This is a genomic window from Vibrio ziniensis (genome assembly GCF_011064285.1).
GTDB classification, from domain to species: Bacteria; Pseudomonadota; Gammaproteobacteria; order Enterobacterales; family Vibrionaceae; genus Vibrio; species Vibrio ziniensis.
In genome coordinates, this window is record NZ_CP049332.1 from 556,605 (window position 1) to 582,945 (window position 26,341).

28 protein-coding genes are annotated in these 26,341 nt (G+C 45.8%); 16 read left to right on the forward strand and 12 right to left on the reverse strand.

Annotated features, from left to right (window positions below; genetic code table 11):
* The gene (locus tag G5S32_RS17475) at positions 1-519 is read right to left on the reverse strand and encodes an RNA methyltransferase (protein ID WP_165313444.1); all 519 of its coding nucleotides are present in this window, start codon (positions 517-519) and stop codon (positions 1-3) included.
* A 283-nt stretch (positions 520-802) separates the two neighbouring features.
* Here G5S32_RS17475 and G5S32_RS17480 point away from each other — a divergent pair, with 283 nt between their 5' ends.
* On the forward strand, positions 803-1,117 hold the full coding sequence (locus G5S32_RS17480) for a hypothetical protein (RefSeq protein WP_165313445.1): 315 nt from the start codon (positions 803-805) through the stop codon (positions 1,115-1,117).
* A 3-nt stretch (positions 1,118-1,120) separates the two neighbouring features.
* Here the strand turns inward: G5S32_RS17480 and G5S32_RS17485 are convergent, their stop codons facing one another.
* From G5S32_RS17485 to nifL, 5 genes are all read right to left on the reverse strand, one after another.
* Positions 1,121-1,645 carry a nitrogen fixation protein NifQ gene (locus tag G5S32_RS17485; protein WP_165313446.1) on the reverse strand — a complete coding sequence of 175 codons (525 nt, stop codon included), beginning with the start codon at positions 1,643-1,645 and terminating at the stop codon, positions 1,121-1,123.
* Entirely contained in the window at positions 1,635-1,928 is a 294-nt protein-coding gene (locus G5S32_RS21730; protein ID WP_165313447.1) for a 4Fe-4S dicluster domain-containing protein, read from the reverse strand. Before G5S32_RS21730 ends, G5S32_RS17485 begins: the two co-directional genes overlap by 11 nt.
* Complete coding sequence (gene nifB, locus G5S32_RS17495; protein ID WP_165313448.1) at positions 1,906-3,279, reverse strand: nitrogenase cofactor biosynthesis protein NifB; 1,374 nt, start codon at positions 3,277-3,279, stop codon at positions 1,906-1,908. The genes G5S32_RS21730 and nifB overlap by 23 nt, the downstream gene beginning before the upstream one ends.
* 243 nt (positions 3,280-3,522) lie before the next feature.
* Complete coding sequence (gene nifA, locus G5S32_RS17500; RefSeq protein ID WP_165313449.1) at positions 3,523-5,199, reverse strand: nif-specific transcriptional activator NifA; 1,677 nt, start codon at positions 5,197-5,199, stop codon at positions 3,523-3,525.
* 6 nt (positions 5,200-5,205) lie between these two features.
* Positions 5,206-6,735, reverse strand: a complete 1,530-nt coding sequence (nifL, locus tag G5S32_RS17505; protein WP_165313450.1) for a nitrogen fixation negative regulator NifL — start codon at positions 6,733-6,735, stop codon at positions 5,206-5,208.
* A gap of 325 nt (positions 6,736-7,060) precedes the next feature.
* Here nifL and rsxA point away from each other — a divergent pair, with 325 nt between their 5' ends.
* The 9 genes from rsxA to G5S32_RS17550 all read left to right on the forward strand — a co-directional run bounded on the left by rsxA (position 7,061) and on the right by G5S32_RS17550 (position 15,014).
* The gene (gene rsxA, locus G5S32_RS17510) at positions 7,061-7,636 is read left to right on the forward strand and encodes an electron transport complex subunit RsxA (protein WP_042479343.1); all 576 of its coding nucleotides are present in this window, start codon (positions 7,061-7,063) and stop codon (positions 7,634-7,636) included.
* Positions 7,637-7,739: 103 nt separating this feature from the next.
* On the forward strand, positions 7,740-8,273 hold the full coding sequence (locus G5S32_RS17515; protein ID WP_042479341.1) for an RnfABCDGE type electron transport complex subunit B: 534 nt from the start codon (positions 7,740-7,742) through the stop codon (positions 8,271-8,273).
* Between the two features lie 9 nt (positions 8,274-8,282).
* Positions 8,283-10,169: an electron transport complex subunit RsxC gene (rsxC, locus tag G5S32_RS17520; protein WP_165313451.1), complete on the forward strand. Its 1,887-nt coding sequence runs from the start codon at positions 8,283-8,285 to the stop codon at positions 10,167-10,169.
* Complete coding sequence (locus G5S32_RS17525; protein ID WP_165313452.1) at positions 10,166-11,167, forward strand: RnfABCDGE type electron transport complex subunit D; 1,002 nt, start codon at positions 10,166-10,168, stop codon at positions 11,165-11,167. Before rsxC ends, G5S32_RS17525 begins: the two co-directional genes overlap by 4 nt.
* On the forward strand, positions 11,164-11,772 hold the full coding sequence (locus G5S32_RS17530) for an RnfABCDGE type electron transport complex subunit G (RefSeq protein WP_165313453.1): 609 nt from the start codon (positions 11,164-11,166) through the stop codon (positions 11,770-11,772). The genes G5S32_RS17525 and G5S32_RS17530 overlap by 4 nt, the downstream gene beginning before the upstream one ends.
* Positions 11,765-12,472 (forward strand): electron transport complex subunit E, encoded by a 708-nt coding sequence (locus tag G5S32_RS17535; RefSeq protein ID WP_165313454.1) that lies wholly within the window; start codon positions 11,765-11,767, stop codon positions 12,470-12,472. The genes G5S32_RS17530 and G5S32_RS17535 overlap by 8 nt, the downstream gene beginning before the upstream one ends.
* Entirely contained in the window at positions 12,469-12,729 is a 261-nt protein-coding gene (locus tag G5S32_RS17540) for an RnfH family protein (RefSeq protein ID WP_042479331.1), read from the forward strand. Before G5S32_RS17535 ends, G5S32_RS17540 begins: the two co-directional genes overlap by 4 nt.
* A gap of 166 nt (positions 12,730-12,895) precedes the next feature.
* Positions 12,896-13,432: a flavodoxin gene (locus tag G5S32_RS17545; protein WP_165313455.1), complete on the forward strand. Its 537-nt coding sequence runs from the start codon at positions 12,896-12,898 to the stop codon at positions 13,430-13,432.
* A gap of 370 nt (positions 13,433-13,802) precedes the next feature.
* On the forward strand, positions 13,803-15,014 hold the full coding sequence (locus tag G5S32_RS17550; protein ID WP_165313456.1) for a DEAD/DEAH box helicase: 1,212 nt from the start codon (positions 13,803-13,805) through the stop codon (positions 15,012-15,014).
* 135 nt (positions 15,015-15,149) lie between these two features.
* Here the strand turns inward: G5S32_RS17550 and G5S32_RS17555 are convergent, their stop codons facing one another.
* Complete coding sequence (locus G5S32_RS17555; RefSeq protein ID WP_165313457.1) at positions 15,150-16,034, reverse strand: DMT family transporter; 885 nt, start codon at positions 16,032-16,034, stop codon at positions 15,150-15,152.
* Between the two features lie 173 nt (positions 16,035-16,207).
* Positions 16,208-17,563, reverse strand: a complete 1,356-nt coding sequence (locus tag G5S32_RS17560; RefSeq protein WP_246201173.1) for an outer membrane protein transport protein — start codon at positions 17,561-17,563, stop codon at positions 16,208-16,210.
* A 293-nt stretch (positions 17,564-17,856) separates the two neighbouring features.
* Between G5S32_RS17560 and G5S32_RS17565 the strand changes: the two genes are divergently transcribed.
* Together G5S32_RS17565 and G5S32_RS17570 are read left to right on the forward strand one after the other, a co-directional pair.
* On the forward strand, positions 17,857-18,579 hold the full coding sequence (locus G5S32_RS17565) for a sulfite exporter TauE/SafE family protein (RefSeq protein ID WP_165313458.1): 723 nt from the start codon (positions 17,857-17,859) through the stop codon (positions 18,577-18,579).
* A gap of 288 nt (positions 18,580-18,867) precedes the next feature.
* A complete protein-coding gene (locus G5S32_RS17570) occupies positions 18,868-19,296 on the forward strand; it encodes a YccF domain-containing protein (RefSeq protein ID WP_165313459.1) in 429 nt (142 codons plus the stop codon).
* A 63-nt stretch (positions 19,297-19,359) separates the two neighbouring features.
* On the opposite strand, the gene G5S32_RS17575 is transcribed toward G5S32_RS17570, so the two are convergent.
* The 3 genes from G5S32_RS17575 to G5S32_RS17585 form a co-directional block, all read right to left on the reverse strand.
* A complete protein-coding gene (locus tag G5S32_RS17575; protein ID WP_165313460.1) occupies positions 19,360-20,226 on the reverse strand; it encodes a glycerol kinase in 867 nt (288 codons plus the stop codon).
* 159 nt (positions 20,227-20,385) lie between these two features.
* On the reverse strand, positions 20,386-20,661 hold the full coding sequence (locus G5S32_RS17580) for a nitrogenase-stabilizing/protective protein NifW (protein ID WP_165313461.1): 276 nt from the start codon (positions 20,659-20,661) through the stop codon (positions 20,386-20,388).
* A 107-nt stretch (positions 20,662-20,768) separates the two neighbouring features.
* Positions 20,769-21,485, reverse strand: a complete 717-nt coding sequence (locus G5S32_RS17585) for a DUF554 domain-containing protein (RefSeq protein WP_207621657.1) — start codon at positions 21,483-21,485, stop codon at positions 20,769-20,771.
* 142 nt (positions 21,486-21,627) lie between these two features.
* On the opposite strand from G5S32_RS17585, the gene G5S32_RS17590 reads away from it, so the two are divergent.
* Both G5S32_RS17590 and G5S32_RS17595 read left to right on the forward strand, forming a co-directional pair.
* A complete protein-coding gene (locus G5S32_RS17590) occupies positions 21,628-22,530 on the forward strand; it encodes a LysR family transcriptional regulator (protein ID WP_165313462.1) in 903 nt (300 codons plus the stop codon).
* A gap of 188 nt (positions 22,531-22,718) precedes the next feature.
* Positions 22,719-23,357, forward strand: coding sequence for an alpha/beta hydrolase (locus G5S32_RS17595; RefSeq protein ID WP_281347265.1), 639 nt, complete (start codon positions 22,719-22,721; stop codon positions 23,355-23,357).
* A 42-nt stretch (positions 23,358-23,399) separates the two neighbouring features.
* On the opposite strand, the gene G5S32_RS17600 is transcribed toward G5S32_RS17595, so the two are convergent.
* A complete protein-coding gene (locus G5S32_RS17600; protein WP_165313464.1) occupies positions 23,400-23,807 on the reverse strand; it encodes a MarR family transcriptional regulator in 408 nt (135 codons plus the stop codon).
* A gap of 168 nt (positions 23,808-23,975) precedes the next feature.
* Here G5S32_RS17600 and G5S32_RS17605 point away from each other — a divergent pair, with 168 nt between their 5' ends.
* Together G5S32_RS17605 and G5S32_RS17610 are read left to right on the forward strand one after the other, a co-directional pair.
* Positions 23,976-24,452 (forward strand): DUF2798 domain-containing protein, encoded by a 477-nt coding sequence (locus G5S32_RS17605; protein WP_484606993.1) that lies wholly within the window; start codon positions 23,976-23,978, stop codon positions 24,450-24,452.
* A gap of 166 nt (positions 24,453-24,618) precedes the next feature.
* The gene (locus G5S32_RS17610) at positions 24,619-26,214 is read left to right on the forward strand and encodes an ABC-F family ATPase (RefSeq protein WP_102939988.1); all 1,596 of its coding nucleotides are present in this window, start codon (positions 24,619-24,621) and stop codon (positions 26,212-26,214) included.
* Positions 26,215-26,341 lie beyond the last annotated feature (127 nt).

Genomic DNA, 26,341 nt, shown 5'->3' on the forward strand with positions numbered 1-26,341 from the left:
CTAAACAGAGTCTTTTACTATCAGTCTGTTCTTGTTATCGCGGTTTTCTAACACCTGCTGGTGGTGATCGATGTTGCCCATGCTTTTGGCCATGCGGTCATACAGCACCACGTTTACAGTCGCAGCAAGGTTCATACAACCTGTGGTTGGTACATAGACTACATGATGGGCTGTATCGACAACTTCTTGCGGAAGAGAACCATCTTCTGGACCAAATACGTATATTGCTTTTTCTGGGTGAGTGAAGTGAGGAAGAGGCACTGCGCCTAGTGCCAGCTCCACACAGACGATCTCGACATCTTCAGCCAGTGCCGAGGTGAGATCTTCCATTTCCACTAAGCCAATTCTTTCGTGAGCATCTTTGGTATCGGTTTGGAATTTCGCTGCACGATTGTAGCGTGTTCCGTTGTAACGAACTTGCGAAGCGTTATAGCAACCTGCTGCGCGTAATACTGCGCCCACATTGGTTGGGTTCTTAGGGTTATGCAGTCCAATAATGGCTGTCGACTCTGTTGTCATTACTGTTTTTCTATTTCTGGTTTCTTGAAGAGAGCACTACGCGCTCACGAGTGTGCGAATTATGGATCTATTCAGCGTTAAGAGCTATGGCTGGAGAAGTATTTTTAACTTGTTTCCGTCATAACTTGAGCTCTTTTTGATTGGCTTAAGTGACTTCAATAAGAGTTTTCCCGCTGATGTGTAGGTGCTTTCCTGTTTGTGTTTGATGATGAGTTAAATCATTAACCCATATGCTGATGACGCATAATATTGCATACTCTGAATTGCAACGGTGGATGATGAAATGGCGCGAACTTGTCAGCACGTGGTTTCGAAAAACGGTGATTTTGAGTTTTATCGCACCGAAGATGGCAATTTCATGATTAATACAAACATGCTAACTATTGAGTTTCCAGGTCAAGCTGTGGTGCTTAGAATTAACCCTCATTGCGATGCTCAAGCAGACAATGGAGCCAGTATGAGTGTGAAGTGGGGCTTTGGGTACCAGATCCACTTTACCGCTCGACTGGCAAAAGCAACAGCGTATAAGATTTATCGCATGTTTCCTGAGTTGCAAATGATTCACTGTCCTAATGACCCGATTCGATTGCTTGGCTAGTGCTTATGGAGTTTCAAAACACTCGAAATAACTTGCACACTCTTCGCAGCTTGGTGAGCGGCACACGTAGTCGCCTCCGTTTTCACACAATTGGCGATACAAGAAGCGTTTCCAACGCATGTTTTTATTATTGCTGACATGAAGTGATGGAAAGTAGTCTCGAAACAGAGCAGTAAGGCGAGGGCGTTCCGGCATGCCTAAGTCTCGCCATAAATGTTGGTTACCTAAACAAGCGCTGGCTAACACTGTGACCATTTCGTTACCAAACGCAATTGATGGTTCGAGCGACTCAACCAAAAGCCTTTCAAGTTCCTCCAACTCACCGATTCGCATATTGAGCAGCTCCAATCGTAGCTGGAGTTTCGATTCCACCTCTAGCGGAAGAGTAACGGATTCTAAGCCCATGGCTAACAATAGAGTCTCGTATCCGTTCTGGTTTAAACCCATGTAGAGAGGCAGGGCAGTTTCGCCCCGTTGATAACTCTCTAATATGGGTTGCCAATACTCTTGGATGACTTTATCCATCATATTTTGACCCGAAAGTTTGCGTTAGTTTTTGGCTCTCAAGTATTGCGGGCATCAAACTGCCTACCGGGTTTAGTGGGTTTCGTGCGCTATCAAGAATGGCTTCTTCCACAGGGCAGATGCTGGCACATTGTGGATTATCGTAATGGGCAGAGCATTCATCACACCTTTTAGGATGGATGTGAAATTGATTGGCGAGATCCGCATCCGGGTATACGGCTTGATTTGGGCATACAACCATACACGCATGACAGCCGACACATTTATTGCTGATGACAAAGCTCATAATCAGCCTCCCCGTTTTGATTGGTAATCAGATCCTTTGCAATAGTTTGCAAGCTTGTTGCTACTGGCTGAAAAGCGAAGTCAACATTTGGCTCAACGCCGAGTTTCTCTAGCTCACGCCATGGGGTAATACCCATTCGGGCACTCAGTACCATTTGGCAGTCAGCGATGGATTGAATCATAGCTTGTTTATCTACGTCACCGCCATCGTCGCAGTCATCTTTGCCGTTACAGTACAACTCAACATGACGAGTTTCCTGATAGAGAAACTGCTGTGATTCCTCACTGAACAGGTAAATTTCAAAACATGTCGCATGACCAAAATGAAGCTGAATGTGCTCACTGCCGCTACCATCACTGGCAATCGCGACACGGAATTTATTCTTGGTCGGCGGTTTGCTCATATTCGCCTGATCGTGCTCATTCGATTGGGAAGCACTGGAACAAGGGGATTCACCGTTGCCTAACATGCCTACTGCATCGGCTCGGCATTGTTGGCAGTGAGTCATTTGTGGCATGTGACCGCCACACTGCTCACGGGCAAGTGCGACCTCTTCTTCGGTTGGCCCCCGTTGACCACTTAGACCAAAATAGGTGCCGTGACTTGGGTCTGAAATCAAAGGCATGATGTTGTGAAGCAGCGCGCCACGTTTTTTGACTTCTTCAGAGACCGCCGCCACGTGATGGTCATTGATACCGGGAATCAGTACAGTATTTACCTTCACTAATATGCCCGCTAGAGCAGCCATTTCAAGACCAATCAACTGCCTCTCAATTAAGGTTTGCGCTGCTTCTCTGCCGCGTAAGCGTTGATGATTGAAATAGATCCAAGGGTAGATTTTCTCACCCACTTCAGGGTCTACGGTGTTTATGGTGATAGTGAGATGGTGAACGCCCACTTCTGCCAGTTGCTCCACATGATCGGCCAAAGCCAAGCCATTGGTTGAAATACACAACTGAACATCGGGCTGAGCTTGTTTTAATAAACGAAGGGTTGCGAAGGTCGCTTTGGGGTTGGCTAATGCATCACCCGGCCCCGCAATTCCCGCCACGGTTAAGTTCGGTGCTCGCTTTTTAATTGCGTTGAATTGTCTTAGGGCGCCACTACTGTCCATCACTCTTGAAACGACTCCGGGACGGGACTCGTTGCTACAATCGTATTTGCGGTTACAGTAGTTGCACTGAATATTACAGGCTGGCGCTACAGGCAGATGCATCCGAGCATACTGGTGTGCTTCTTTGGAGTAACAAGGGTGCTGCTGAATTTTTTCCTGTACCTGTTTGGTGAAGAAATGGTGCACCTTATCTTGGGCTGAATGTTGCGGCCCTACAGAGCGAGAATGACTTTCCATGTCTACCTCTTGTTTACTGCTTAAATCAAACGATACGGTTGCTCTGCAAGCTTCGTTCCGATGTAAAGATGCTTATATTCAAAGGGTTAGGTGAGTGGTTGGGGCGGTTTGTCTGCCACAATGTCTGAAAGCAGACAAACGTTCCCAGTTGTTGTTCGTTAATGTGCTGTTCGCTAATGTCTTGTTAGCCAAGAGGCTGTTTTTATCTATGAGTGTTCACTCCTGCCTAAATCTGCTTCATTGCTATATCTGTTTCATTTCTATGTTCATAATCTGAATACGATAGGCAATTTGACGAGGTGTCATATTAAGCAATCGTGCCGCTTTCGCTTTCACCCAACCTGACCGCTCAAGTGCATCAATCACCATGTCTCGCTCATCTCCCGTTGGCATTTCTTGGGATGAATGAGGATAGTCCGGCATTGATGCTCCATTGGGTGAAGCAGGATGCGCGGGATTCATTGGGGAATGATTGTTTTGAGAAAAATTGCTTTGATTGTGATTGTTAGGAGCAAGGTTATTTTGCGAAAAGTAGTTGCCCGTTTGATGCGCAGGAGTTTGGAAAACAGGTTGCGACTTGTTCAGCGTGATGAGTTCTGGGCCAATAACCCCTGATTCACACAGTACCGACGCTCGCTCGAGAGTGTTTTCAAGTTCTCGCACGTTACCCGGCCAAGGGTGCGACATCATCAAACGAATCGCTTCGTCGCTCAGTGTCAGTTTACGTTGCTGCGCTTTACTCAGGTTCTGGATCATGTGCTCAGCAAGTTCAGGTATATCTTGCAGACGTTCACGCAGTGGTGGCAAATACATAGGCATGACGTTGAGGCGATAGTAAAGATCCTCACGGAAATTGCCTTGCGCCACTTCTTGCTCAAGGTAACGGTTAGTGGCTGCGATGATGCGCACGTTAACCGAAATGGTGGTGGTTCCACCCACACGTTCAAACTCTTTCTCCTGTAAAACTCGCAGCAGCTTTGCTTGAAACGCAGGGCTGGTTTCACCGATTTCATCGAGGAATATCGTGCCGTTGTCCGCCATTTCAAATCGACCTTTGCGCTGCTTCACTGCTCCCGTAAACGCGCCTTTTTCGTGCCCAAATAGTTCTGATTCAAGCAAGTTGTCTGGCAAAGCTGCACAGTTCAGTTTTACAAAGGGCAAGCTGGCTCTTGGTGAATTGTAGTGAATAGCGTTGGCAACCAGCTCTTTACCCGTACCGGATTCACCACGAATAAGCACGGTAGAATCCCAACGCGAGACCAGTCGGATCTGCTCGAAGATCTGGCGCATGGATTTGGTATGTCCAACCAGATTGCGAAAGCTGTAGTTGTTGCGAACTTTACGTCTTAAGTTGTCGCGCTCATCCACCAATTGCTGTTGATGTATCTCCACCTTGTATGCCAACTGAACGTTTTTAGCGATTAGGTTGGCAATCATGTTCAGGAAGTTGGTTTGCAGGGTGATGAAGCCTTCCACAAACTTCGGTGGCTGAGCAGACAAAGCGCCAATCACTTTGCCATTGGCATCTTTCAAAGGGACGCAGATAAACGGTTTTTCGTAATCATACAGTGCCAGCTTGTCCGCAAAGCGTTGGTCGCTGCCAAGATTGTGCAGCACGATGGAGCTGCCTTGGCGCAGGACTTCGCCCACCAATCCTTCGCCGATTTTATAAGACACCTGCTTGTGTTGCGCTGCTGAGTTAGGTTGTGGAGAGTGAACCGATTTGATCAGCAATATGTCTCGTGTACTGTCGAGTATCGTTAACATACCGCATTGCAAAGCGCACTCATCGTGCAGCACTTGCAGGATTTTATCGGACGACTCCACATAGTTGAGGCTGGTATTCAGCACACTGGAAATCTTGTACATGGCCGCCAGTAACCGACGTTCCAAGTTCAATAAAGTCATTTCGTCTGTCATAGTCGATCACCATTGGCTGATGGGAAAAGTAAGACAGATGTGTGCGCCACGTAAGCGCTCACTATTGCTGACATTAATGGTGGCTGAGTGTTCATTCAGAACCTGCTGCACAATCGAAAGCCCGATGCCTCGGCAGCCAGTTTGGTGTTTTGGTTTGGTGCTGAAGAACGGTTGGAAAATTTTGAGTCGTTGCGACTCTTCAATACCAATGCCACTGTCTTCGACAATCACCTTAATTTCACCGTCACTTTCGTAAGAGCAGATGATGATGGTTCGGTCGCTGGTTTTCGCCGCCTGAATCGCATCAATTGAATTATCAATCAACTGTTTCAGTGCCAGAATCAAGCGGTGTGACATACCGTTAATGGTTGAAAGACGAGGCGCCAGAATCAGTTCCAAGTTAGACGATGACTTGAGTAGTTCATCGGTGCTGATGTCACTGACATCTCGAATGACCTGATTGAGATTAACCGGCTGAAACGCTTCGCTGGTGCGTTCAGGAATCGCTAGTTTGATGTCTTGCATTGCATCTAATGCAGTATCCATCGCTTCATCCATCGCCACTAAGCCAGGGCAAGCGGGGTTGGTACGTTTAAGAATACGTACCGCCGATTCAATCATGTTGAATGGACCTTGCAATTGATGAAGCGTACCCATTAGAGCTTCCTGCATGGCATGCACGTATTTGTTATCGCGCGCCATCAGTTTCATGGCGTTAATGCGGCGCTCTTCCACCAGTTGTTTTTCACGGGTTCTTTCTGAAATTGCGATAACGGTATAGTCGTCATCTTCAGGTAGGAAGTAGGAATCCACACTGCTGGCTGCTACAGGTGTTTTCACCAAGGCGTACTCAAACCAACGTTCACGAACGGGTTCATTGGATTCGATATATACCCCTTTATAGCGATTGTCTTTTTTGCCAAGAAAATCTGCGACTGAGTCATGCCCGTAATCGTTGAGTAAACTGTTGAGCAGTGCATCAATCGGAGACTGTCCAATGCTCTTTTCAATATTACTGAACTTCTGATTACTAAACAGAACACGGTGTGAGCTATCAACAAGTGCGATGGCGATAGGTGCGGCGTTAAGCACTGCCTGAAACATCGTAAATTGGTTTTTCTGTTCGGTTATGAGTTGGTGACGCTCGGTAATGTCTTTATGAATCGCGTAGTAACAGACTTCGCCATGAGGGTGTGATAGTCGAGAGATAGAGATTTCAGCAATATAAGCTTCGCCACATTTTTTGCGGTTAACCAACTGTCCTTGCCAGTGATTCCCTTCCGATATGGTTTTCCATAAGTTTTCGTACACGCTTCTTGGTGTGGCTTTGTAAGAAAGAAGAGAAGAGTTTCTGCCGATGAGTTCACTAAAACTGTAGCCAGTGATATCCGAGAATGTTTGGTTAACAAACAGAATAGTGCCTTTGTGGTCGGTGATGCTAATCGCGACTGGCGCATGCGAGACGATTTGTTCAAATGCTTGATAATCGAAAATAGGCGGAGTTGCGCCTTCTAAGAGTGTGTCTACTTGTCCCATAAGTGCCATCCTTTGCTCTGTTTGGTCGTTCGTCATAGGCAACAATGCATTTCTTATTCCATATAAAAAGCATGGGAATGGTTGGGCTCAGCTAACACCTCCTTGTTTGATTTAAGACAAACGAAAGAGAAATTTTGAACTTTGTCACCTTCCTGACAAAGCAAAAGTGGGCTTGAGAATAGCGCTTAATCGCGCGTTAACATCTGTATTTTCAGGGCTGTGCGATTCAATTTAGTGCAAAAAAGACGGCTGGCATAACGTATGCACCAAGCTAGGGAAAGGTCAATTGACCCTGGTCTAACCCTAGTAGAAAAGGAATGAAGTTATGTCTGAAGGATTGATTATTTTGCTCAGTGCCGCGTTCGTGAACAACGTGGTATTGGCTAAGTTTCTCGGTCTGTGTCCGTTCATGGGGGTATCGAGCAAGATCAGTAGCGCTGTGGGAATGGGGGTGGCGACCACATTCGTACTTACCATCGCGACGGTCTCAACTTGGCTGCTGGAGTTTTATATTTTGCGCCCTCTGGGGCTCGAATTCATGCGTATTATCGCGTTCATTCTTGTCATCGCTGCTGTGGTTCAGTTTACCGAGTTGTACGTAAAGAAAAGTTTCCCCGCTCTGTATCAGGCTTTGGGTGTCTATCTTCCGCTGATCACCACTAACTGTGCGGTATTCGGTGTTGCGCTGCTCGCAGTTCAGGATGATCTCTCTTTTATCGATACTTTGATGTTCAGTGTCGGTTCGGCAGCGGGTTTCTTAATTGTGATTACTTTGTTCGCGGGGTTACGTAGCCAGCTGGTACTCAGCCGTGTTCCCGCAGCATTCAAAGGTACACCCATCGCATTTATTACCGCAGGGTTTCTATCGATGGCTTTTATGGGCTTTTCAGGAATGGCTTAGGTAAGCGACAACGCTGACTAGTTGTTCAGTAGGCTATAGGTCAAAGAAGCTAGAGGTCAAACTAGGTAGAAGTCAAATAAGGTGCGGTCAAGGAGGACTGTCGATGTTAATCATAGCTTTAGTGTTTTTTGTCTGTCTGGGGGCTTTACTGGGTATCGCGCTCGGTTATGCAGCCATTTTGTTTCGCGTAGAGAGCAATCCACTGGTTGACCAAATTGAAGCTATTTTGCCCGGAGGTCAATGTGGGCAATGTGGTGAAGCGGGTTGCCGACAAGCGGCTGAAAAAATGGTGGCAGGTGAACTCAATCCGAATGCGTGTCCTCCGGGCGGATCGAACTTGGCAGTGTCAGTTGCTGAGATGCTGGGTGTATCTATTGATGTTGCTGATCAAGACAAGCCGTTGGTGGCGTACATCGCAGAAAGCCAGTGCACTGGGTGTAACCGCTGCTATAAAGCGTGCCCATTTGATGCCATTGTCGGTGCTCCAAAACAACTGCATACGGTTATCAAGGATGTGTGTACCGGATGTCAGTTATGTCAGAAAGCCTGTTCTCAAGGCTGTTTATCTATGGTTGAAGTTCAGCCAGATGCAGCGAGTTGGTACTGGCCAAAACCAACATTACCGGTCGCGGTGTAGGAGTAGATTATGTTGAGTTTAAGCGGCCATCCGTTTCGTGGTGGGATCCATCCAAAAGCTTATAAAGAGTTAACCAGTGATAAGAAAATTGATACTGGCTTCTGGCCGCGTAATGTTTTCTTGCCTTTGCAATTACGCAATGGCGCACGTTTAAAATCGCTGGTGGCTGTGGGGGAACACGTCTATCGCGGTCAGAAAATTGCAGTCGGGCATACCGATATGGTGGCTCCGGTTCATTCGCCAGTGAATGGCATTGTGACAGCGATTACTGAGCATTTGACTACCCATCCTGCCAAAGTGAAGTGTGATACCATCATCATTCGTGCAAACGAAGATCGCCAATGGGGAAAACCAGCATCCAGTGGCAGTATCACTAACCTCGACCCTGAAACAATTATCGAGCGAGTAAAAGAAGCGGGGATTGTTGGTTTGGGTGGTGCAGGTTTTCCAACCGCCGCCAAATTGATGTTTGCACGCAAAGCGAATGTGGAGACGCTCATCATTAACGGTGGCGAGTGCGAACCCTATCTCACCTGTGATGATCTCACTATGCAGTCGTATCCGGCTGAAATCATTGCCGGCATAAAGCTAATGATGACCGCAAGCGGTGCAAAAAAAGCCATCGTCGGTATTGAAGACAACAAGCGCGATGCTTTTGATGAGATGTTCCATGCGGCGAATGCCGAACCGGATGTTGAGATCCGTCTGGTGCCAAGTGTTTACCCTATGGGTTCAGAAAAGCACATGATCAAAACCCTCACTGGTCATGAAGTGCCAGCGGGTGGATTATCGACTCAAATCGGCATTCTGGTTAACAACATTGCGACCGCTCGCGCTGTGTATCATGCGGTGCGTTTTGAACGACCTTTGGTTTCGCGCATCGTGACGGTTTCGGGCAAAGGTATTGATCAGCCATGCAACATAGATATACCCATTGGCACACCCGTCAATGATGTGATCAACTATTGTGGCGGGTTAAGTGACAGTACCGAACGCTTGATCTTTGGTGGACCGATGATGGGGCAAGTGATCCCGTCACTTCAGGCCGCGATAGATAAAACGGTCGGTGGCATTCTAGCTCTGACAGAAGATGAAGTGATCGATGAATACAAACATCAGGAGTGTATTCGTTGTGGTCAATGTGTTCGTGCATGTCCGATGAATCTAATGCCGTTTCAGATGGCCGCGTACACACGAGTTTCTGATTTCAAACGCACTCAAGAACTTGGTGTACAAAACTGTTTGTCTTGTGGTGCGTGCAGCTATGTTTGCCCATCTTCGATTCCTTTAGTGCAGTATTTTATGCACGCCAAAGGAGTGATTAATTCTAACGCTCAGCAAGAGAGAAAATCAGCGCAAGTGAAAGCGCTCAATGAAGCTCGCAAGCAACGCTTAGAACAAGAGGCGCTTGCTGTTGCTGCTGCGAAATCGACACCACGTCCTTCTCGAACTGCTCGTGTTGCTGCCGTTTCAGAAACTGTCATTGCAGATATGGCGGCGGATAAAACGGGCAGACCTGCACGTCCAGCAAGAGCTGCTCGCGCAGGCATTGAACAAAGCCGTATTTCTAACCAAGCTTCTGTTTCTAACCAAGGTAATGCTTCTAGCATCACACCTGTACCTAGTGCTGAGGCACAAGCGTCAGTGAACCAATGCCCAGCGAGACCGCCAAGACCTAGCCGAGTTCCAAGTGTTGAGCAAAACGAGTCTGTATCAGCTGAGGCTGTAGTAAATGAGGTGGCATTAAAACCTCAGCGTCCAACAAGACCGGCTCGTCCAGCGAGAAATCAGAGTGCTGAAGTGGTTGAAGAAAGCATCTCATTGGTTTCTGACAAACCCGTTCGCCCAGCAAGACCACCCAGACCTCAACGACAAGCGAAGGAGGAGCAAGCATGATTAAGTATGACGCTGCGATAGGGCCATTTGCCCACAATGCGAACTCCAGCACTCGCATCATGTACACCGTGATTTTGACCTTGCTGCCAGCCTGCATTTTTGGCTTCTTTCAGTTTGGTTTAAACAGCGTAGTGCTAATGCTTGCAACTTGTTTAGCTGCTGTAGTTGCTGAGTGGCTATGCTTGATGGCGATGAAAAAGAACCCAATTGCTTGTATGGACGGGTCGGCGTTACTTACTGGCATATTACTGACGATGAGTTTGCCACCCACTTTTCCGGTCATGCTTGGGGTATTTGGTGCTGTTTTTGCTATCGCTTTGGGTAAACATATCTATGGTGGATTAGGGCAAAACCTTTTCAATCCAGCGATGTTAGCGCGTGTGATGTTGTTGGTCTGTTTCCCTGTGGAAATGACGCTTTGGGCAGACCCAACTCCCATTGATTTAAGCCATAACTTGGTTTCAGTACCCGATGCTTGGTTTCATTTTGATGGTGTCACTTCCGCGACCGCTCTGAGTACCGAGCGTACCGAACCTATCGTATTTATTGACCTGTTGCTGGGTAAGCAATCAGGCAGTTTCGGTGAAACTAACGCTCTGTTTATCTTGCTTGGCGGTTTGTATCTGCTCTATCGCCGCATTATTCATTGGGCAATTCCAACCAGTTTTATGTTAGGGCTGGGCGCACCTGCACTGGTGGCGCATTTTATCTCTCCAGAGAGCTACCTTCCGTTTTGGGTTCAATGGACCAGTGGTGGCGCTATGCTCGGCGCGTTCTATATCGCGACCGATCTCGTTACATCACCAACCAGTGTTCGCGGTCAGATGCTGTATGGATTGGGTTGCGGATTCTTAGTCTGGTTAATTCGAACATTTGGTAGCTATCCCGAGGGTGTGGCGTTTGCGGTATTGATGATGAATGCTGCCAGTCCGCTCATTGATTACTACATGCGTCCGAATGTGTTTGGTCGTCATCCTGCGGTGGAGAAATCGTCATGATGGAGCAGATTGAAAAATGGAAAGAACAAGTTGGCTACCAAGCAGGTTTGCTTGCGGTGACATGCGGTCTGGCCGCCATATTTTTGGTGCTGACTCAGTGGATTACCCAGCCTTTGATTGAACAGCGTATCGCAGAAGATCAGAATGCGCTTCTGAGCGAAGTACTGGCGGGGCAGGAGTACAGCAACGATGTGTTTGCCAGCGAAAAAGTCATTGAGTATCAAGGTTCACAGTTTGATTTATTTGCGGTTGAGAACAGCCAACACGAAGTGATCAGCTGGGTTATTCGTGGCGTGCAAGATGGTTACAGCGGTCCTATTAGCTATTTGGTAGGAACTACACCACAAGGCGAAATTCTCGGAGTTCGGATCATCAGCCACAGCGAAACGCCGGGGCTGGGGGACAAAATCGAATTAGCGAAAAGCTCATGGATTTTGAGTTTTGCCAAACGTTCACTAGAAAACACACCGCTTTGGGCAGTGAAAAAAGATGGCGGTGATTTTGATCAGTTCAGTGGCGCGACTATCACGCCACGCAGTGTGGTGAAGGGTGTCCATAAAGCGCTACTCGCATTAGCACAAGAGCAGGAGGCAAACCATGAGTGATTGTTCTTCAAGCAATAAGTCAAATGGTGAGTACAAAAATATCATTCAGCAAGGGCTTTGGAGTAACAACATTATCCTCAGTCAGTCATTAGCGTTATGTCCACTGCTGGCGGTTACCAGCAGTGCCACCAACGGTTTAGGTTTGGGGATAGCGACTATGGTGGTGATGGTGCTCTCGAATGCTCTCAATTCCCTAGCAAAAGGCGTGATAAGTAAAGCGGTTCGGATCCCCGTGAACGTTATCATCATCGCGACTCTTGTGACTGTTATCGATGCTGTACTCAACGCCTATCTGCATCCACTGCATAAAGTGCTGGGGCTTTTTATTCCGCTCATCGTAACCAACTGCGCAATTTTGGGACGGGTTGAGTCCTATGCCAGTCGCTCTCCCTTAGTGCCTTCCATTATTGACGGTGTGTTCATGGGCTTAGGTTTTACTTGGGTGCTAACCGTACTTGGCGGTATTCGGGAAGTGGTTGGTAGCGGCACTTTGTTTAGTAATGCGAGCTTGTTACTCGGCAAGAGTTTTTCGTTTTTGGAAACCACCGTCATTCCTGATTATCACGGTTTGTTGCTGGTAATCCTTCCGCCCGGCGGTTTTCTCGCATTGGGCTTGGTTCTGGCTTTGAAGCAGAAACTGCTTGCGGTTTTAGAAAGCAATCGCCTTGAGAAACTGGATATGCAAGGAGAGCAAGGATGAAAGTAAGCGTTGTTTATGCTTTGCCAACCGAGCAAGTGTGGCTTCCCGTGACGGTGGATGAACAGGCGACCGTTTTAACTGCCATTCATGGTTCGAAGATCTTAGAAATGTATCCGACTATTGAACTCGACAGCCAGAAGGTTGGCATATTTGGCAAGATCACCACTCTCGATGCACCGTTGAAAAATGGTGACCGAGTGGAAATTTATCGACCTCTGATATGGAAACCCGAGGACGACGATGATGACGACGATTGATGTCGGCTTTGTGACAATTTGTCGTTTGTACGTTTTACGATGTTTATAACCTATTGAATTTAATAGACCCAAGTTAGGAACGGCGATTGCACTACAGATAAAGGTCAATCGATGTCACTGAAACGATTTAGGAATGGTCAGGACATATTTTTCAAAGGAGTGATGTATGGCTAAAGTAGGCATTTTTTTTGGTACCGATACAGGTAGCACTCGCAAAATGGCGAAGCTGATTCAAAAGCAACTGGGTGATGAAATTGCGGATAAACCAAAGAACATCAACCGAGTCGATGTGGAAGAGTTCACCAGCTACGAATGTTTGATTCTCGGTACGCCGACATTAGGCCAAGGTCAGCTTCCGGGCTTGTCAGTGGATTGCCAAGAGGAGAGCTGGGAAGAGTTTCTTCCTAACTTTTCCGATATGGATCTGACAGGCAAGAAAGTTGCGCTATATGGCTTAGGTGATCAAGTGAGCTACAGCAATGAGTTCGTCGATGCTCTTGGTGAACTCTATGATTACGTTGCGAACTGCGGCGCTGAGATGGTTGGATTCTGGCCAACGGAAGGTTACGAGTTCAACGCTTCAAATGCGGTTGATGGTGATGACTTTGTGGGTTTAGTTCTCGACAAAGACAACCAAGCAAGTATGACCGAGCAACGCATCGCAGGGTGGGTTGAGCAGTTAACTTCTGAAATGGGTCTTTAACTCATTATCGGTGACAGAGTAATTGGGTAGTGATAAGCAAACCTTGAGTGCCAAGGATGGCACGCTAGAGCCCCATGGAAGGGTTTATGCGTGTTTGTGTTCACTGCCGAATTACTTAGCTAAATTAAAGTATTTGAATACCAGTTTCTTAACGGTGGCTGGTGCGTTCCCACATTACGCAGGCTTACAGGCAGTCTGGTCTTGGTTTTATTTGAGTGTTTAACCAAGAAAGCAGCCACCGTTAAGTTCTTTTATGTCTCTTCTTATTTAACTTCATGTTAGAATTCGCGGCTCAATTTTGAGCGGCTTAGAGCAAAGGTTCAAAAGCTGTTCTATCTTTTTCGTAAATTAATCTTTTCAGAGTCGATTCATGTCATTTGCAAAACTAGGATTGAGTGAAGCACTGTCGAAAGCAGTGGCGGATCTTGGGTATCAAAAACCTACATCTATTCAAACCAAAGCCATCCCAGTGATTTTGCAAGGGCAGGATTTAATTGCCGCAGCACAAACGGGTACGGGTAAAACCGCCAGTTTTGTTCTGCCGATTCTGGAAAAATTACAGCGCGGAAAAACACAGAAGAAAAAACGTGTTCGTGCACTGATTCTGGTTCCAACTCGCGAGCTGGCAATTCAGGTAGCCGAAAAAGTCAAAGAGTACGGTCAGTTTACTGAGCTCACTTCGCTTGCGATGTACGGCGGTGTAGACGAAAAGGCGCAAAAACAGGCGTTGATTGATGGCGTGGATGTGCTGGTGGCGACACCGGGACGTCTACTTGATATGTATGGTCAGCGCGCAGTGTATTTCGAAGAGATCGAAATGCTGGTGCTGGATGAAGCTGACCGTATGTTAGACATGGGCTTTATCGAGTCTATCAACAAGATCATTGACCGTGTTCCAACCGATGCTCAGTGCCTACTTTTCTCTGCGACACTGTCTCATAAGGTTCGTGACCTTGCAAAAACAGCCGTTAACGATCCGTATGAAATTTCAATTGCGGCGAATCAGGCTTCGAAGTCCAACATTGAACAGTGGTTGATTACCGTCGATAAAGACATGAAATCAGCACTACTCAGCCATCTGATTAAAGAAAATCAGTGGGATCAGGCTTTGATCTTCATCGAGACAAAACACGGTGCAGCGAAGTTGGTATCACAGCTAGAAAAGCGTGAAATCGCCGCTGAAGCATTCCACAGTGGTCGTAGTCAGGAAGTGCGTACGCGCTTACTGGAAGATTTCAAAAACGGCAAGATTAAGTACCTAGTAGCGACGGGTGTGGCTGCGCGCGGTATCGATATTGAAGAGCTTTCTCGCGTGGTGAACTATGATTTGCCATTCCCAGCAGATGAGTATGTGCACCGCATTGGCCGTACTGGTCGTGCGAACGCAAGTGGTGAAGCGATTTCCTTTGTATCGAAAGATAACTTCAAGAACCTTTGCATGATTGAGAGCCGTTTAGGTCACTTGATTGAGCGTCGCGAAGTGGAAGGGTTCCAACCTCGTAAACCTGTGCCTATTTCTATTCTGAACTATGTGCCGAAGCACAAGCGTCAGAAGGAAGAGCAAGAGAATCAAGACAAGTAATCTTGTTCGCGAAAAATGAAAAACGAATAAAAAAAGCGAGCTTATTAGCTCGCTTTTTGTTGTCTGTTCTCAGTTGTCACTTCTAAATCAGCGCTGTGGTGATTGCTTTGTGTTGGCTTATCACTGTTATTGCTTTTAGCTGTTTTCGGCAGCTACTGGTTCTGCCTTTTGCTTTATTCTAAACAGTTTCGACCATTTCACAGGCATCATAGGTACCACAATCAGCAAAATACCAATCGCGGTTAGCATGTCTGGTATTTCGTCAAACCACATGATGCCGAACCATGTCACGAACACCAAACCTGAGTATTCTGCAAGTGCAATACGGTTAGCCTCAACCTTCTTGTAAGCCATTACTACTAGTGCGTGCCAAGCCAGAACCAAGAGGTTAATAATCACAATCCAACCAAGGTGTGTCCAAGAAATAGCAGACCAGCCTGGAATCGCGAGGATTAACGCGAGCGGTAGCGTCATTACGTTGGTCCAAAATAAAGTGCTGACCAGTGGCTGATTCGATGGCAAGCGGCGAATCAAGATGTTTCCCAAACCCATCGACAGAGCACAACCTAAGCCTGCAATACCTGCCCAATGGAACTGCTCAGGACGTAAAACCACTAACACGCCGATAAAACCGATAATGGTAGCAATGATCTGTTTCATAGCTGGCTTCTCGCCGAGTAAGAACACGGAAAGTGGCAGCATCAGAATTGGACCAACATAGAAAATCGCGTTCGCGGTCGCTAGTGGAATGTAAGTAATGGTGATCATCGCACAAGCACTGCCGAGCAGGATGAGCTGAGCTCGAGTGAATGCGACTTTACAACGCCCTTGTTGACGTTGTTCTTTAGGTAATCTCAACCAGAAAGGCAGCAGTATCAATGTACCAATAAATTGGCGAATAAATACGTATTGGAAAGTAGGTACTTCGCCATTGAGTATTTTTAGTGAAACATCGGAAAACGACGCCACTAAGTTTGCGAGAATCAATAATAAAATGGATCTCGTAATCGTATTCGACATGAAAAAAATGCCTGCTTTTTAAGTTCGGATGAGTTCGGAAGAGGCGCTATTGTAGAGCAATTCTATCAATTGAAAAGCTGTTTTAATTATACTCTTCCGACTTGAAGCCGCAGCTGTGTTAGCTGCAACTCCACGTAGTTTGAGTATATAGCTTAGCTATCAGAACTTAGCTATCAGAAGCTGTGGCTGAACTGCATCGCAAATAATACTGCGTCAGAACGTGTGGTTGCTTCTACACGAGGAAGTGATACATGTTCTTCCAAATATTCAGTGATTTCTACATCTTCACCAATCAGATACGTCATACCGAAATCAATACTGGTGTTGGCTGACCAATGATAGGTTGCACCTGCTGATAGCCACTGTCGGTTTGAGTCTGGAATAGAGATAGATGCCAATTGATCAACCGGAGTTTTGTCAAACATGTAACCAGTGCGTAGCGTCCAGTTATCCGTGGCGTACCAAGTTGCACCCAGCGAGTAGTGATAAGAGTCCTGCCATTCAAACTCTTTCAGTGCCATATCATCGGCTTTGAGTGCATCGAATTTAGACCAACTGATCCATTGTACGGAATAATGCAGAGCAACTTGAGGTAGCACACGATGATAACCGGAGAACTCAGCGATATCTGGCAAGGCTAGATATAACGTATCGAGCGTTTGGCCGACATAGTGAATGTCGCCTTGTGCTTCTATCTCTGGGCTGTATTTATAGCTCAAGCCAAAGCGGTGATTTTCATTCACTTCGTACATCATGCCGACGTTAGCGCCCACGCCCACGCCCGAAGCTTCAACACTCAGTGCATTGCCTTGAACACCGCTGCATCGCTCGGAAGTACCAGAGCCAGGAACAGTTGCGCTCAAACACAGCTCTAATCCCATATCGCGATAAAGAGTACCGATACCGTAGATCACATCGATACCACCACCAAAACTCAGATGGTCATTCATTTTATACGCCAAACTTATCCCAGCATTCATACTGGTGACCTTGGTAGTGCCACCAAATACGGCAGCCGCATAGTCTGGTTCGAATTCAATATCAGTACCGAAGTTGGAATAGGCGGCTAGGCCAAGATACCAATCATCACTCAGGCGATGAATGTAATAAATATTAGGTACCACAGCTTGCTTGCCGATACCTTCAACATCATCGACATCGGTGACGGTTGAGGTCGCGTAAGGTGTGATCTCAAGAGATAAGTCTGGACGGAGGACAGTGCCATTATTGACGGCATGTACATTTCCACCAATTTGCGCTGAATGGTATTGCGCATCTTTAACCGTCGAATCTGGACGAACATAAGTCAACCCCATAGACATGGCATCGCGTTTAAACAGCGTCATTGCTGCTGCGTTGCGACTGAGTACCGAAGCGTTATCACCGATAACAGCATCACCTGAAAAAGCACGACCAAGACCTGTCGCCGAGTGCTCATTGACCTGAAAGCCGGCTGCTGTTGCAGTAGCCGAAATCAAGCTTGCAGTAGCAAGAGCTGACATCGATATCAGTAATGGTGTTGTCTTCATTGGTGTGGCACCTCTATAAATTGGAGGGCGGATTTAAGCCAAAGCCAGTATGAAAAGACATCAGTCCAGTTGGGTTCTGACAAACCTCTGACGGGTTCTTACGTCGTTTTTACATAACAGTGGTTTATGTGTAGGAATGCGCCGACTTATGAACCCTTGCTTGTGAGCGTATTAATGAAATCAAAGTGTGGCTCTACAAAATCACCAGATTGTGTAAGAATGCACCATCTATGAGGTCAATCGATCTTACCAAAGGAAAAAATCTCCCTATTTTGGTCTTTTAAGGCAGCACGATGGAATATTTAAGTAGTACCACTCTTATTGCAATGTTTCTGATATTTGTTGGTTCGTATGTTCAAACGGCAATAGGATTTGGGTTAGCTATAGTTGCAGCGCCACTTCTATTCTCTATTTCTCCTGATTATGTTCCTGCACCTATCGTTATTTGTGCTCTGTTTATTTCGCTGCTGAATGCCATTAAGTTACGTTCGGACATTTCGATTGGCGGATTGAAAATGGCACTTATAGGGCGAGTACCCGGCTCTATCGCTGGTGGCGTAATGTTGGTGATGGTGTCGAGCGACATTCTGGCGTTATGGCTTGGTTTGTTGGTGTGGTTTGCCGTTATTGTAAGCTTGCTGCCATATCGTATTGAACCGACACCGGGGCGTATGGTGGTGGCTGGTTTCTTCTCTGGCTTCTTTGGTACTAGCAGCTCTATCGGTGGTCCACCAATGGCGCTTCTTCTTCAGCATCAAGAAGCGAACCAGTTACGCGGAAATCTATCTGCTTTCTTCTTGTTCAGTTCGGTTATCTCACTGGCGATTCAAGTGCCAGCAGGATTCTTAAACAGCCATCATCTGATGTTGAGCCTTCCTCTGTTACCAGCAGCTTGGTTAGGCTATGTTTTGGCGCGTAAAACGACTCATGCTCTGCCGAAAGAGAAAATACGCTTAGGTGCTCTGGCGCTGTGTTTGATCAGTGGCACAACAGCGATTTGGCGCAGTTTTATGTAACAACAAGCTCAATCTGCTTGGGAGTTTTTAGTGTTCATCTCCTGTTAAGGAAGTTTCACTAATACTCTTTCAACAAACCTCATGGGAAAACGCTGATTTTGGCGCTAGCAGAAAGTCTTTTAAGTCATGGTTTAGTAGCATTAGCCATCTCAGCGTTGAAGATCTGAGGTTTCTTTAGTTTTATATGAGCCGTTTACTCAGCCATCGCTTGTTTAAACAGGGTGATTTTTCCCCTCATTTGCATGGACACAGGGGCATTGCTATTAACGTCTCAAGTCAGAGGTTTTAATGAGAACGATCGGAAATATTATTTGGTTTTTATGTGGCGGCGTCTTTATGGGACTGGCGTGGTGGCTGGTTGGTTTGATTGCGTTCGTCAGTTTGATTGGTATTCCATGGGGACGTGCGTGCTTTGTCATCGGCACTTTCTCATTCTTCCCGTTTGGCAAAGAAGCGGTATATCGCAATGAACTCACATTCAGAGACGATGTGGGTACGGGCATTTGGGGCAAAATTGGCAACGTTATTTGGTTCTTGCTAGCAGGTATCTGGTTAGCGATTGGCCACGTGCTTTCCGCAGTCGCGTGTTTCGTGACTATTATTGGCATTCCGTTCGCGTTACAGCATCTAAAATTGGCTGTGATTTCTCTGGCGCCGATTGGTCAAACTATTGTGCCAAAAGAAGTGGCGTATGGCGCGAGATACGGTCGCCATTAATTCCCAATATAGGTTTGGTATCAAAGCAGATCTCGCAATAAACCGTTCCTGATAAACAGGCTATTAATAAGCTTTGATACCAAACTGACGCAGTCTCTCGGGCAAAATGTCATCTAACTGATGAACTTCCTCAGCCGAAATCTCAATTAAATTAAACTCATGCTCTGCATAGAGTTGGCGAGTTTTATCTTGCTCTTTCTGGGAGAGCTCTCCGTTATCCGTTCCCCAATACTGAATGTAGACTTTGCCAGTCGGAAGATAAAAGTCACTCATAACGTCTTCTTCAATAGGGAGGGGCCGCTGATAGGCATGCATCACTCCTGCTAGGTAAAGCCAGTTATCAATCAGCAATTCGCCAGTTGAACGGACGTAATGTCCGTCCAGAGTTCGGTGTTTGGCTTCGAACTTTTGACGGAAGTTGGAATAGGACTTATCGGTTGCTTGTGTCTGTGCATCTTGCCCTAAAAACTCAACCACAGACTGACGCATATGGAGGTTGTGGCGAATCGAATCATGCCAGACGACGAACTTCTGCTGAGACTGCTTATCTTCACGTTGTTTTGCACCTACGCGGATACCTGAAGGGGTCGCAATCCAGCCATCCTCTTGTTTATTAATCCAACCGAGTTCGCTAAAGAGCTGATTGATTTTCTTAGGATTGAGTTTGAAATAATCCCCAACTTGGGTCGCCGTTAAGGTATTGCCACCGGTCGCCACAAGATCAATCAGCAAGTTTTCCGGCCAGACGACAAACTTGCCGAACTTTGCATGTTCAACATACTCACCACCAAACTTTGCACCGAGATCGGTGAGCAACCACTGTCCTTCGTGACGACTGAGATAGCCCGCTTTAGAAAGATCGGAAAATAGCTGCTTTGCATCGATGTTACGCAGTTTGGCCAATGCAGAGGTAGAGAGTTTGTCAGACATAGTATTTCCTTACGCAGATTCCCATCCATTCAATCAGCTTCAAAAGAAATGCTCAATACTGATATGCGCTAGCGGGATAAAACTGTGATTTACAATGTAAATGAAATACGGAATAGAGGCTTTATATGGGAGGTTAGCGCTGCGAAACGAAAACGAGCATTATCGGCGTTGACAAGAGGTACAGCCTCGGCAGGCTGAGCGAGTATGTGGATCTAATCTACCTCGCTGAACTTTACAGTAGGCATTTTTCAAAGCCCGCCTTGCTGCAAACCAGTCATCGGGTTTTTGCATGATCAAATAGCCGTTAAATATCTTTGTTACCTGCATTCGATATTCATTGATAAAACGGCTATCAAACTCGATTTCAAAATGGTCGAGAGCCTGCTCGATAGAGGTAAAACTCGCGATGGTTTTGAGTATGTCTGGCTGGCTCATAGCTGAATTCAAAAGATGGAATTTGCATCAGCATAAAAGAGCCTTTTCTCATCGTCTTTGATATAAGCCAATTTAGATAAAATCAGTGGTGTCTATAAGGGGTTCTACTACATAAAGTGGCGCCACAAATAGGTAAATGGGACGACCAAGAACAGAGCCGGTAAGAAGTTCACCACCGCAAAATTCATGATTTTGGCAATACGCAGACCTACCGCTAGCATGATGATGCCTCCAATTGCCGCGAAGTTGGCGTACACCTCAGCATCCATATACGGCATGATCGATTTCGCAACCAAAAATAATGCCACTTGAACGGTGAATTGTACGATGGCAATCAGCACAATGCTGGGACCTAATGTAATGGCGAAGATCATGGCAGTGACGAAGTCCATCAGGGATTTCACCACCAGTAGCTGATAATCACCGTTTAAGCCTTCGGTCATGGCACCAATCACACCCAAACCACTAGCGCCAAATAACACGATTAGGGCGGTAAACTGCATGGTGAAATCGAGTTTGGTTAATCCTCTAGGTAATGGCAGAAAGCGTTCAAATTTGCTTTGAATGTAAGTCGCTGCTTTACCAATACCCGATTCAAGAAAAATGAGTTCACCTAACGCTGTACCGAGAATAAATGCCATGACGACGACGGTGACATCGTGAACCTTAATTATCATGGTAATACCAATCGCTATAGACGAGAGCGCAAAGGTGGCTGGTAACCCTTTTTCAAGTCTTTTCGGAATGTATTTCGCTAAAGATGCGCCAATGATTCCGCCTAATATAATCGCACAACTGTTCAACACAGGACCGACTATCATCATTCATACTCCTATCGGTACATGTTGATATTGATTGTCTTTATTGTTTCTAAGCAATTGGCTGCGAGTATGAATGATTGATGTGGCTGAATAAACATGGTATCAGTCAATAGATTGTTGCACATATCGAACATATGGAGAGGGAATGGACAGGCTGAAATCGATGGAAGTATTTGTTGCTGTGGTCGATGATAAAAGTTTGACGGCTGCTGCATCCAAGCTGGATATCTCTCGCTCGATGGCGACACGTCACATAAACGCTTTGGAAGAATCTTTGGGCGTTAAGCTTCTGTATCGCTCAACCCGCAATTTAGTTCTGACTTCAAATGGCGAGGAACTCGTGCCTTTCTGTCGTGAGATTTTAAAGCAGAGTGAGATGCTCTATCACGTAGCGCAACACCAACATAGTGCTTTAGAAGGCAAAATCGCGCTGGCAAGCAGTATCTCATTTGGGCAACTCTACTTGGCGCAAAGTGTAGAACGCTTTTTAGAGCGTCATCCAAATGTTTCCATTGAACTGCATATTTTTGATAAACCGGTTGATGCGATTAAAGAGGGGGTTGATATTGCTATCGAAGGCGGAAACCGACTTCCCGATCAGCTGATTGGTCGCCGACTGGCGGATTTCCCCTCAGTGATTTGCGCGACGCCCGAATACATCAACACCCATGAGCCAATTCGCGAACCGCAAGATCTGACTCAACACAATTGTCTGGTGCACAAGAAGCTCGGTCAGGTGTGGAGTTTTACGGACAAAGGCAACGCCAAAAATGGGCTCAGTGTGAAGGTCAAAAGTAACTACACCGTTAATGACACTACTATTTTGCTTAAAGCAACCTTGAGTAGTCGCGGTTTATGTTGCCTTCCTGTGCCAGATGTTCGCGATTATATTGAGTCTGGTTTGCTTACAACCGTGCTGGATGAGTATCACGTCAATCAATTTGGCATCTGGGCTCTTTATGCTTCAAGACACTATCAACCTAAGTTGCATAAAGCCTTTTTAGACTTTCTGGTTGACGATCTTAAACACGCTTCCCGAGGTGTTTAGTGTTCGAAGTCAGAGAAGAACAAAGATAAAGAAGACAGAGAAGAACAAAGATAAAGAAGACAGAGAAGAACAAAGATAAAGAAGACAGAGAAGAACAAAGATAAAGAAGACAGAGTACTTTTATCTTCACAGTGTTGTTAATCATTCATATAAACACTACATAATCATCAAAACATTTTAAGTTATGATTGAAACATCAGTCAGTTTTAAGGGTTAATCAAATGTCTAAGCAAGTAGTTATTCTGCTCCATGGGGTAGGAAGTAATGGTGAAGATTTAAGTGCATTAGGGGATTTCTGGCAGCCAATTTTGCCTGATACTCTGTTTCTTTCACCGAATGCTCCGTTCGCTTTTGATCAAGCCAGTGTCGGTTATCAGTGGTTTAGCCTGATTGGCGTGACTGCGCAGAATCGCCCACAACGCATAGTTGAAGCTAGAAAAGCATTCGATGAGACGATTAAAGGTCTGTTCGCTGAACACAATATCGATGCAACCAAAGACAAAGTTGTGTTTGTTGGTTTCTCACAAGGTTCAATCATGTCATTGGATGCTTTGGTGAGTGCGAGATTCCCATTGGCGGGATTAGTGGCGTTTTCCGGTCGTCTTTCTTCACCACAACCTTATGAGCCAAGTCTTGCAACACCTGTGCTGTTGATTCACGGTAAGAGCGATACGGTTATTCCTTGGTCTGAAAGCCAAAATGCCGCCAAAATACTGAGCGAATTGAACGTTAGTGTTGAGCAAAGCTATGAGCCTAACACTGTGCATACCATCTCTTCGGAAGGTGCGATGTTAGCGGCTCAGTTTATTCAGAAGTGCTTTGCTTAAACGGCATTTTCCTTAGTCAGTTTATTATCTAAGGAATTTCGATTAGGAAGGTAAATGCCACTGGGAGCGAAACAATCCAATGATCTTTTGATAGTTTTCGCTTCCTAACTCTTTTTCCAGTTCAGCTTCCAACTGCGCTTTTATTGCCGCAATTTTACTTCCCAACACTTCACCTGCGTCAGTCAGTGTCACCATTTTATCTCTACGATTGGCTTCAGAAGTGGTCACTTCAATATATCCAAGAGATGTGAGGTACTGGGCGTGTTTGTGAACCGCTTGTCTGCTGATGTTCATATAACGTGCTGATTCACTCAAGCTCATCGAAGTATGTTGATTTAGGCTTAGCAAATAAATATCCATTTCAGAAAATTTATCATCGAGTTGCTGCGCTATTTTACTCATTGTGGTGTGACGCAGCTGTTTATGTTTTTCACTGATTAAGTCAATCATACCAAGGGTTTCTAGAAAGTCGGTGGATTCCATTTGATCTGTCACTGCTGATATCTCTAATAGTGACGATGGTATTGCTGGGAATTTTAATTGTCAATTTAGTTGACAAAAAATGTGTCGCAGTTATCATTATTGTCAATTAAGTTGACAATAAGATTTGAGGAATTCATGGGTAAGAACAAGTTTGAGAACTTTATTTTTTCATTAATGGTTTGTTTTTTAATGGTTTTAGGTATGACCACCTACAATACCTACCTTCACGCAGCCACTGGGCATGTGAATATCGTTAGTGCTTTAACATCAATCACTTTCGTTGCCATTTTTGCCGTAGCATTTGCCATTGACTGGTATGTGGTTGCACCGATTGTGAAAGGCTTGGTGAAGAAAATGACCACTGAACAAACACCGTTTATTAAGAAAGTTATGCTCATTTCTAGCTTGATGGTTCTGTTCATGTGTACCGCGATGTCGCTGATTGCAACCATCGCACAAGGCTATGAAGGCTCGTTATTAGCGGCATACGCAAAAACTTTTGCGTTAAATATTGTGGTTGCTTTGCCATTGCAATTTGTCGTGGTCGGCCCTATCGCACGAGCAGCATTTTTTAAAGTATTTCCACCAGTTGCAGTGCCTGCTGTTAGCTAATCTTTATGCTATTTGGTGGCAAAATGGGCTTCAAAAACGCGTAATGAGTAGAAATAAAAGCCTTCAATGAGGGGTGATGTCTATCACAAAAGCTGCTACTATTGCGCCAGTTTGAAAAGTTGGTGTTGAGCCAACTTTTTTCTTGTTTACTACTTAGGAATTTCACGTGCTAACAACTGCAAACATCACCATGCAATTTGGCGATAAGCCATTATTTGAAAATATCTCTATCAAATTCGGTAATGGCAACCGTTACGGCCTTATTGGGGCAAATGGTTGTGGTAAATCTACATTCATGAAGATCTTAGGTGGTGAGCTTGAGCCATCTGGTGGTAACGTTTCTGTAGACCCTAACGAGCGTATGGCGAAACTGGGTCAGGATCAGTTCGCGTTCGAAAAATACACTGTTGTTGACACCGTTATTATGGGTCACAAAGAACTTTGGGCAGTGAAAGAAGAGCGTGATCGTATCTACGCACTTCCTGAAATGTCTGACGAAGACGGTATGCGCGTTGGTGACTTAGAAACTGAATTCGCTGAGATGGACGGTTACTCTGCTGAAGCTCGCGCTGGTGAGTTACTGCTTGGTCTGGGTATCCCAGAAGCGCAACACTTCGGTCTGATGAGCGAAATTGCACCGGGTCTAAAACTACGTGTACTATTGGCTCAGGTTCTGTTTGCTGAACCAGAAATCATGCTACTAGACGAACCAACCAACAACTTGGACATGCATACAATTGCTTGGTTGGAGCAAATTCTACTAGCACGTAACTGCACAATGATCATCATTTCGCACGACCGTCACTTCCTAAACACCGTATGTACACATATGGCTGACCTAGACTACGGTGAGCTACGTCTGTTCCACGGTAACTACGACGAATACATGATCGCTGCTGAACAGGCACGTGACCGTCTGCATGCTGACAACGCGAAGAAGAAAGCACAAATGGCCGAGCTTCAAACGTTCGTAAGCCGCTTCTCTGCAAACGCATCAAAAGCAAAACAAGCGACGTCTCGTCAGAAGCAGCTAGACAAAATCCAACTTGAAGAAGTGAAGCCTTCAAGCCGACAAAACCCGTTCATCCGTTTTGAACAGGAAAAAGAGTTGTTCCGTAACGCACTAGAAGTGACTGACCTGAAACAGGGTTACGGTGACAACATCCTGATCAACGGTGTTAACCTAATGGTTGAAGTGGGTGAGCGCATCGCAATCATCGGTGAGAACGGTATCGGTAAATCAACTTTCCTTAACACGCTTGCAGGCGCAATGACGCAAATGGAAGGTGTGATTAAGTGGTCTGAAAACAGCAACATTGGTTATTACGCTCAGGACCATGCTCATGACTTCGCACAAGACATGAACTTGCTTGACTGGATGGGTCAGTGGAAAAAAGACGGCGACGACGAGCAAACTGTGCGCGGTATTCTAGGTCGTATGCTGTTCTCTCAAAATGACATCAAGAAATCAGTAAAAGTGATTTCGGGTGGTGAGCAAGGTCGTATGTTGTTTGGTAAGTTGATTATGCAAAAACCAAACATCCTTCTAATGGACGAACCGACTAACCACATGGATATGGAATCGATTGAGTCTTTGAACTTAGCGCTAGAAAACTACAAAGGCACGCTACTGTTCGTTTCTCACGACCGTCAGTTTGTATCGTCAATTGCTACTCGCATCATCGAAATTACTAAAGATGGCGTGAATGACTTCCACGGTACTTACGATGAGTACTTGGCAAAACAGGGTTTAACTGGCTAATCATCTACTTGTTTAGAGCTTCCACAATTTGAAGCTTGAGAAAGTAAGACGATAGACAGTGAAAGGGCAGAGTTAAATCTGCCCTTTTTTGTTGTCTTTTTTACATTCAGGCTGTCTTTAACGCGCT

Bases quoted from the DNA above. Each gene is read 5' to 3' on its own strand.
- G5S32_RS17475 (WP_165313444.1), bottom strand. From the start codon at position 519: ATGACAACAGAGTCGACAGCCATTATTGGACTGCATAACCCTAAGAAC.
- G5S32_RS17480 (WP_165313445.1), top strand. From the start codon at position 803: ATGGCGCGAACTTGTCAGCACGTGGTTTCGAAAAACGGTGATTTTGAG.
- G5S32_RS17485 (WP_165313446.1), bottom strand. From the start codon at position 1,645: ATGATGGATAAAGTCATCCAAGAGTATTGGCAACCCATATTAGAGAGT.
- G5S32_RS21730 (WP_165313447.1), bottom strand. From the start codon at position 1,928: ATGAGCTTTGTCATCAGCAATAAATGTGTCGGCTGTCATGCGTGTATG.
- nifB (WP_165313448.1), bottom strand. From the start codon at position 3,279: ATGGAAAGTCATTCTCGCTCTGTAGGGCCGCAACATTCAGCCCAAGAT.
- nifA (WP_165313449.1), bottom strand. From the start codon at position 5,199: ATGACAGACGAAATGACTTTATTGAACTTGGAACGTCGGTTACTGGCG.
- nifL (WP_165313450.1), bottom strand. From the start codon at position 6,735: ATGGGACAAGTAGACACACTCTTAGAAGGCGCAACTCCGCCTATTTTC.
- rsxA (WP_042479343.1), top strand. From the start codon at position 7,061: ATGTCTGAAGGATTGATTATTTTGCTCAGTGCCGCGTTCGTGAACAAC.
- G5S32_RS17515 (WP_042479341.1), top strand. From the start codon at position 7,740: ATGTTAATCATAGCTTTAGTGTTTTTTGTCTGTCTGGGGGCTTTACTG.
- rsxC (WP_165313451.1), top strand. From the start codon at position 8,283: ATGTTGAGTTTAAGCGGCCATCCGTTTCGTGGTGGGATCCATCCAAAA.
- G5S32_RS17525 (WP_165313452.1), top strand. From the start codon at position 10,166: ATGATTAAGTATGACGCTGCGATAGGGCCATTTGCCCACAATGCGAAC.
- G5S32_RS17530 (WP_165313453.1), top strand. From the start codon at position 11,164: ATGATGGAGCAGATTGAAAAATGGAAAGAACAAGTTGGCTACCAAGCA.
- G5S32_RS17535 (WP_165313454.1), top strand. From the start codon at position 11,765: ATGAGTGATTGTTCTTCAAGCAATAAGTCAAATGGTGAGTACAAAAAT.
- G5S32_RS17540 (WP_042479331.1), top strand. From the start codon at position 12,469: ATGAAAGTAAGCGTTGTTTATGCTTTGCCAACCGAGCAAGTGTGGCTT.
- G5S32_RS17545 (WP_165313455.1), top strand. From the start codon at position 12,896: ATGGCTAAAGTAGGCATTTTTTTTGGTACCGATACAGGTAGCACTCGC.
- G5S32_RS17550 (WP_165313456.1), top strand. From the start codon at position 13,803: ATGTCATTTGCAAAACTAGGATTGAGTGAAGCACTGTCGAAAGCAGTG.
- G5S32_RS17555 (WP_165313457.1), bottom strand. From the start codon at position 16,034: ATGTCGAATACGATTACGAGATCCATTTTATTATTGATTCTCGCAAAC.
- G5S32_RS17560 (WP_246201173.1), bottom strand. From the start codon at position 17,563: ATGAAGACAACACCATTACTGATATCGATGTCAGCTCTTGCTACTGCA.
- G5S32_RS17565 (WP_165313458.1), top strand. From the start codon at position 17,857: ATGGAATATTTAAGTAGTACCACTCTTATTGCAATGTTTCTGATATTT.
- G5S32_RS17570 (WP_165313459.1), top strand. From the start codon at position 18,868: ATGAGAACGATCGGAAATATTATTTGGTTTTTATGTGGCGGCGTCTTT.
- G5S32_RS17575 (WP_165313460.1), bottom strand. From the start codon at position 20,226: ATGTCTGACAAACTCTCTACCTCTGCATTGGCCAAACTGCGTAACATC.
- G5S32_RS17580 (WP_165313461.1), bottom strand. From the start codon at position 20,661: ATGAGCCAGCCAGACATACTCAAAACCATCGCGAGTTTTACCTCTATC.
- G5S32_RS17585 (WP_207621657.1), bottom strand. From the start codon at position 21,485: ATGATGATAGTCGGTCCTGTGTTGAACAGTTGTGCGATTATATTAGGC.
- G5S32_RS17590 (WP_165313462.1), top strand. From the start codon at position 21,628: ATGGACAGGCTGAAATCGATGGAAGTATTTGTTGCTGTGGTCGATGAT.
- G5S32_RS17600 (WP_165313464.1), bottom strand. From the start codon at position 23,807: ATGATTGACTTAATCAGTGAAAAACATAAACAGCTGCGTCACACCACA.
- G5S32_RS17605 (WP_484606993.1), top strand. From the start codon at position 23,976: ATGGGTAAGAACAAGTTTGAGAACTTTATTTTTTCATTAATGGTTTGT.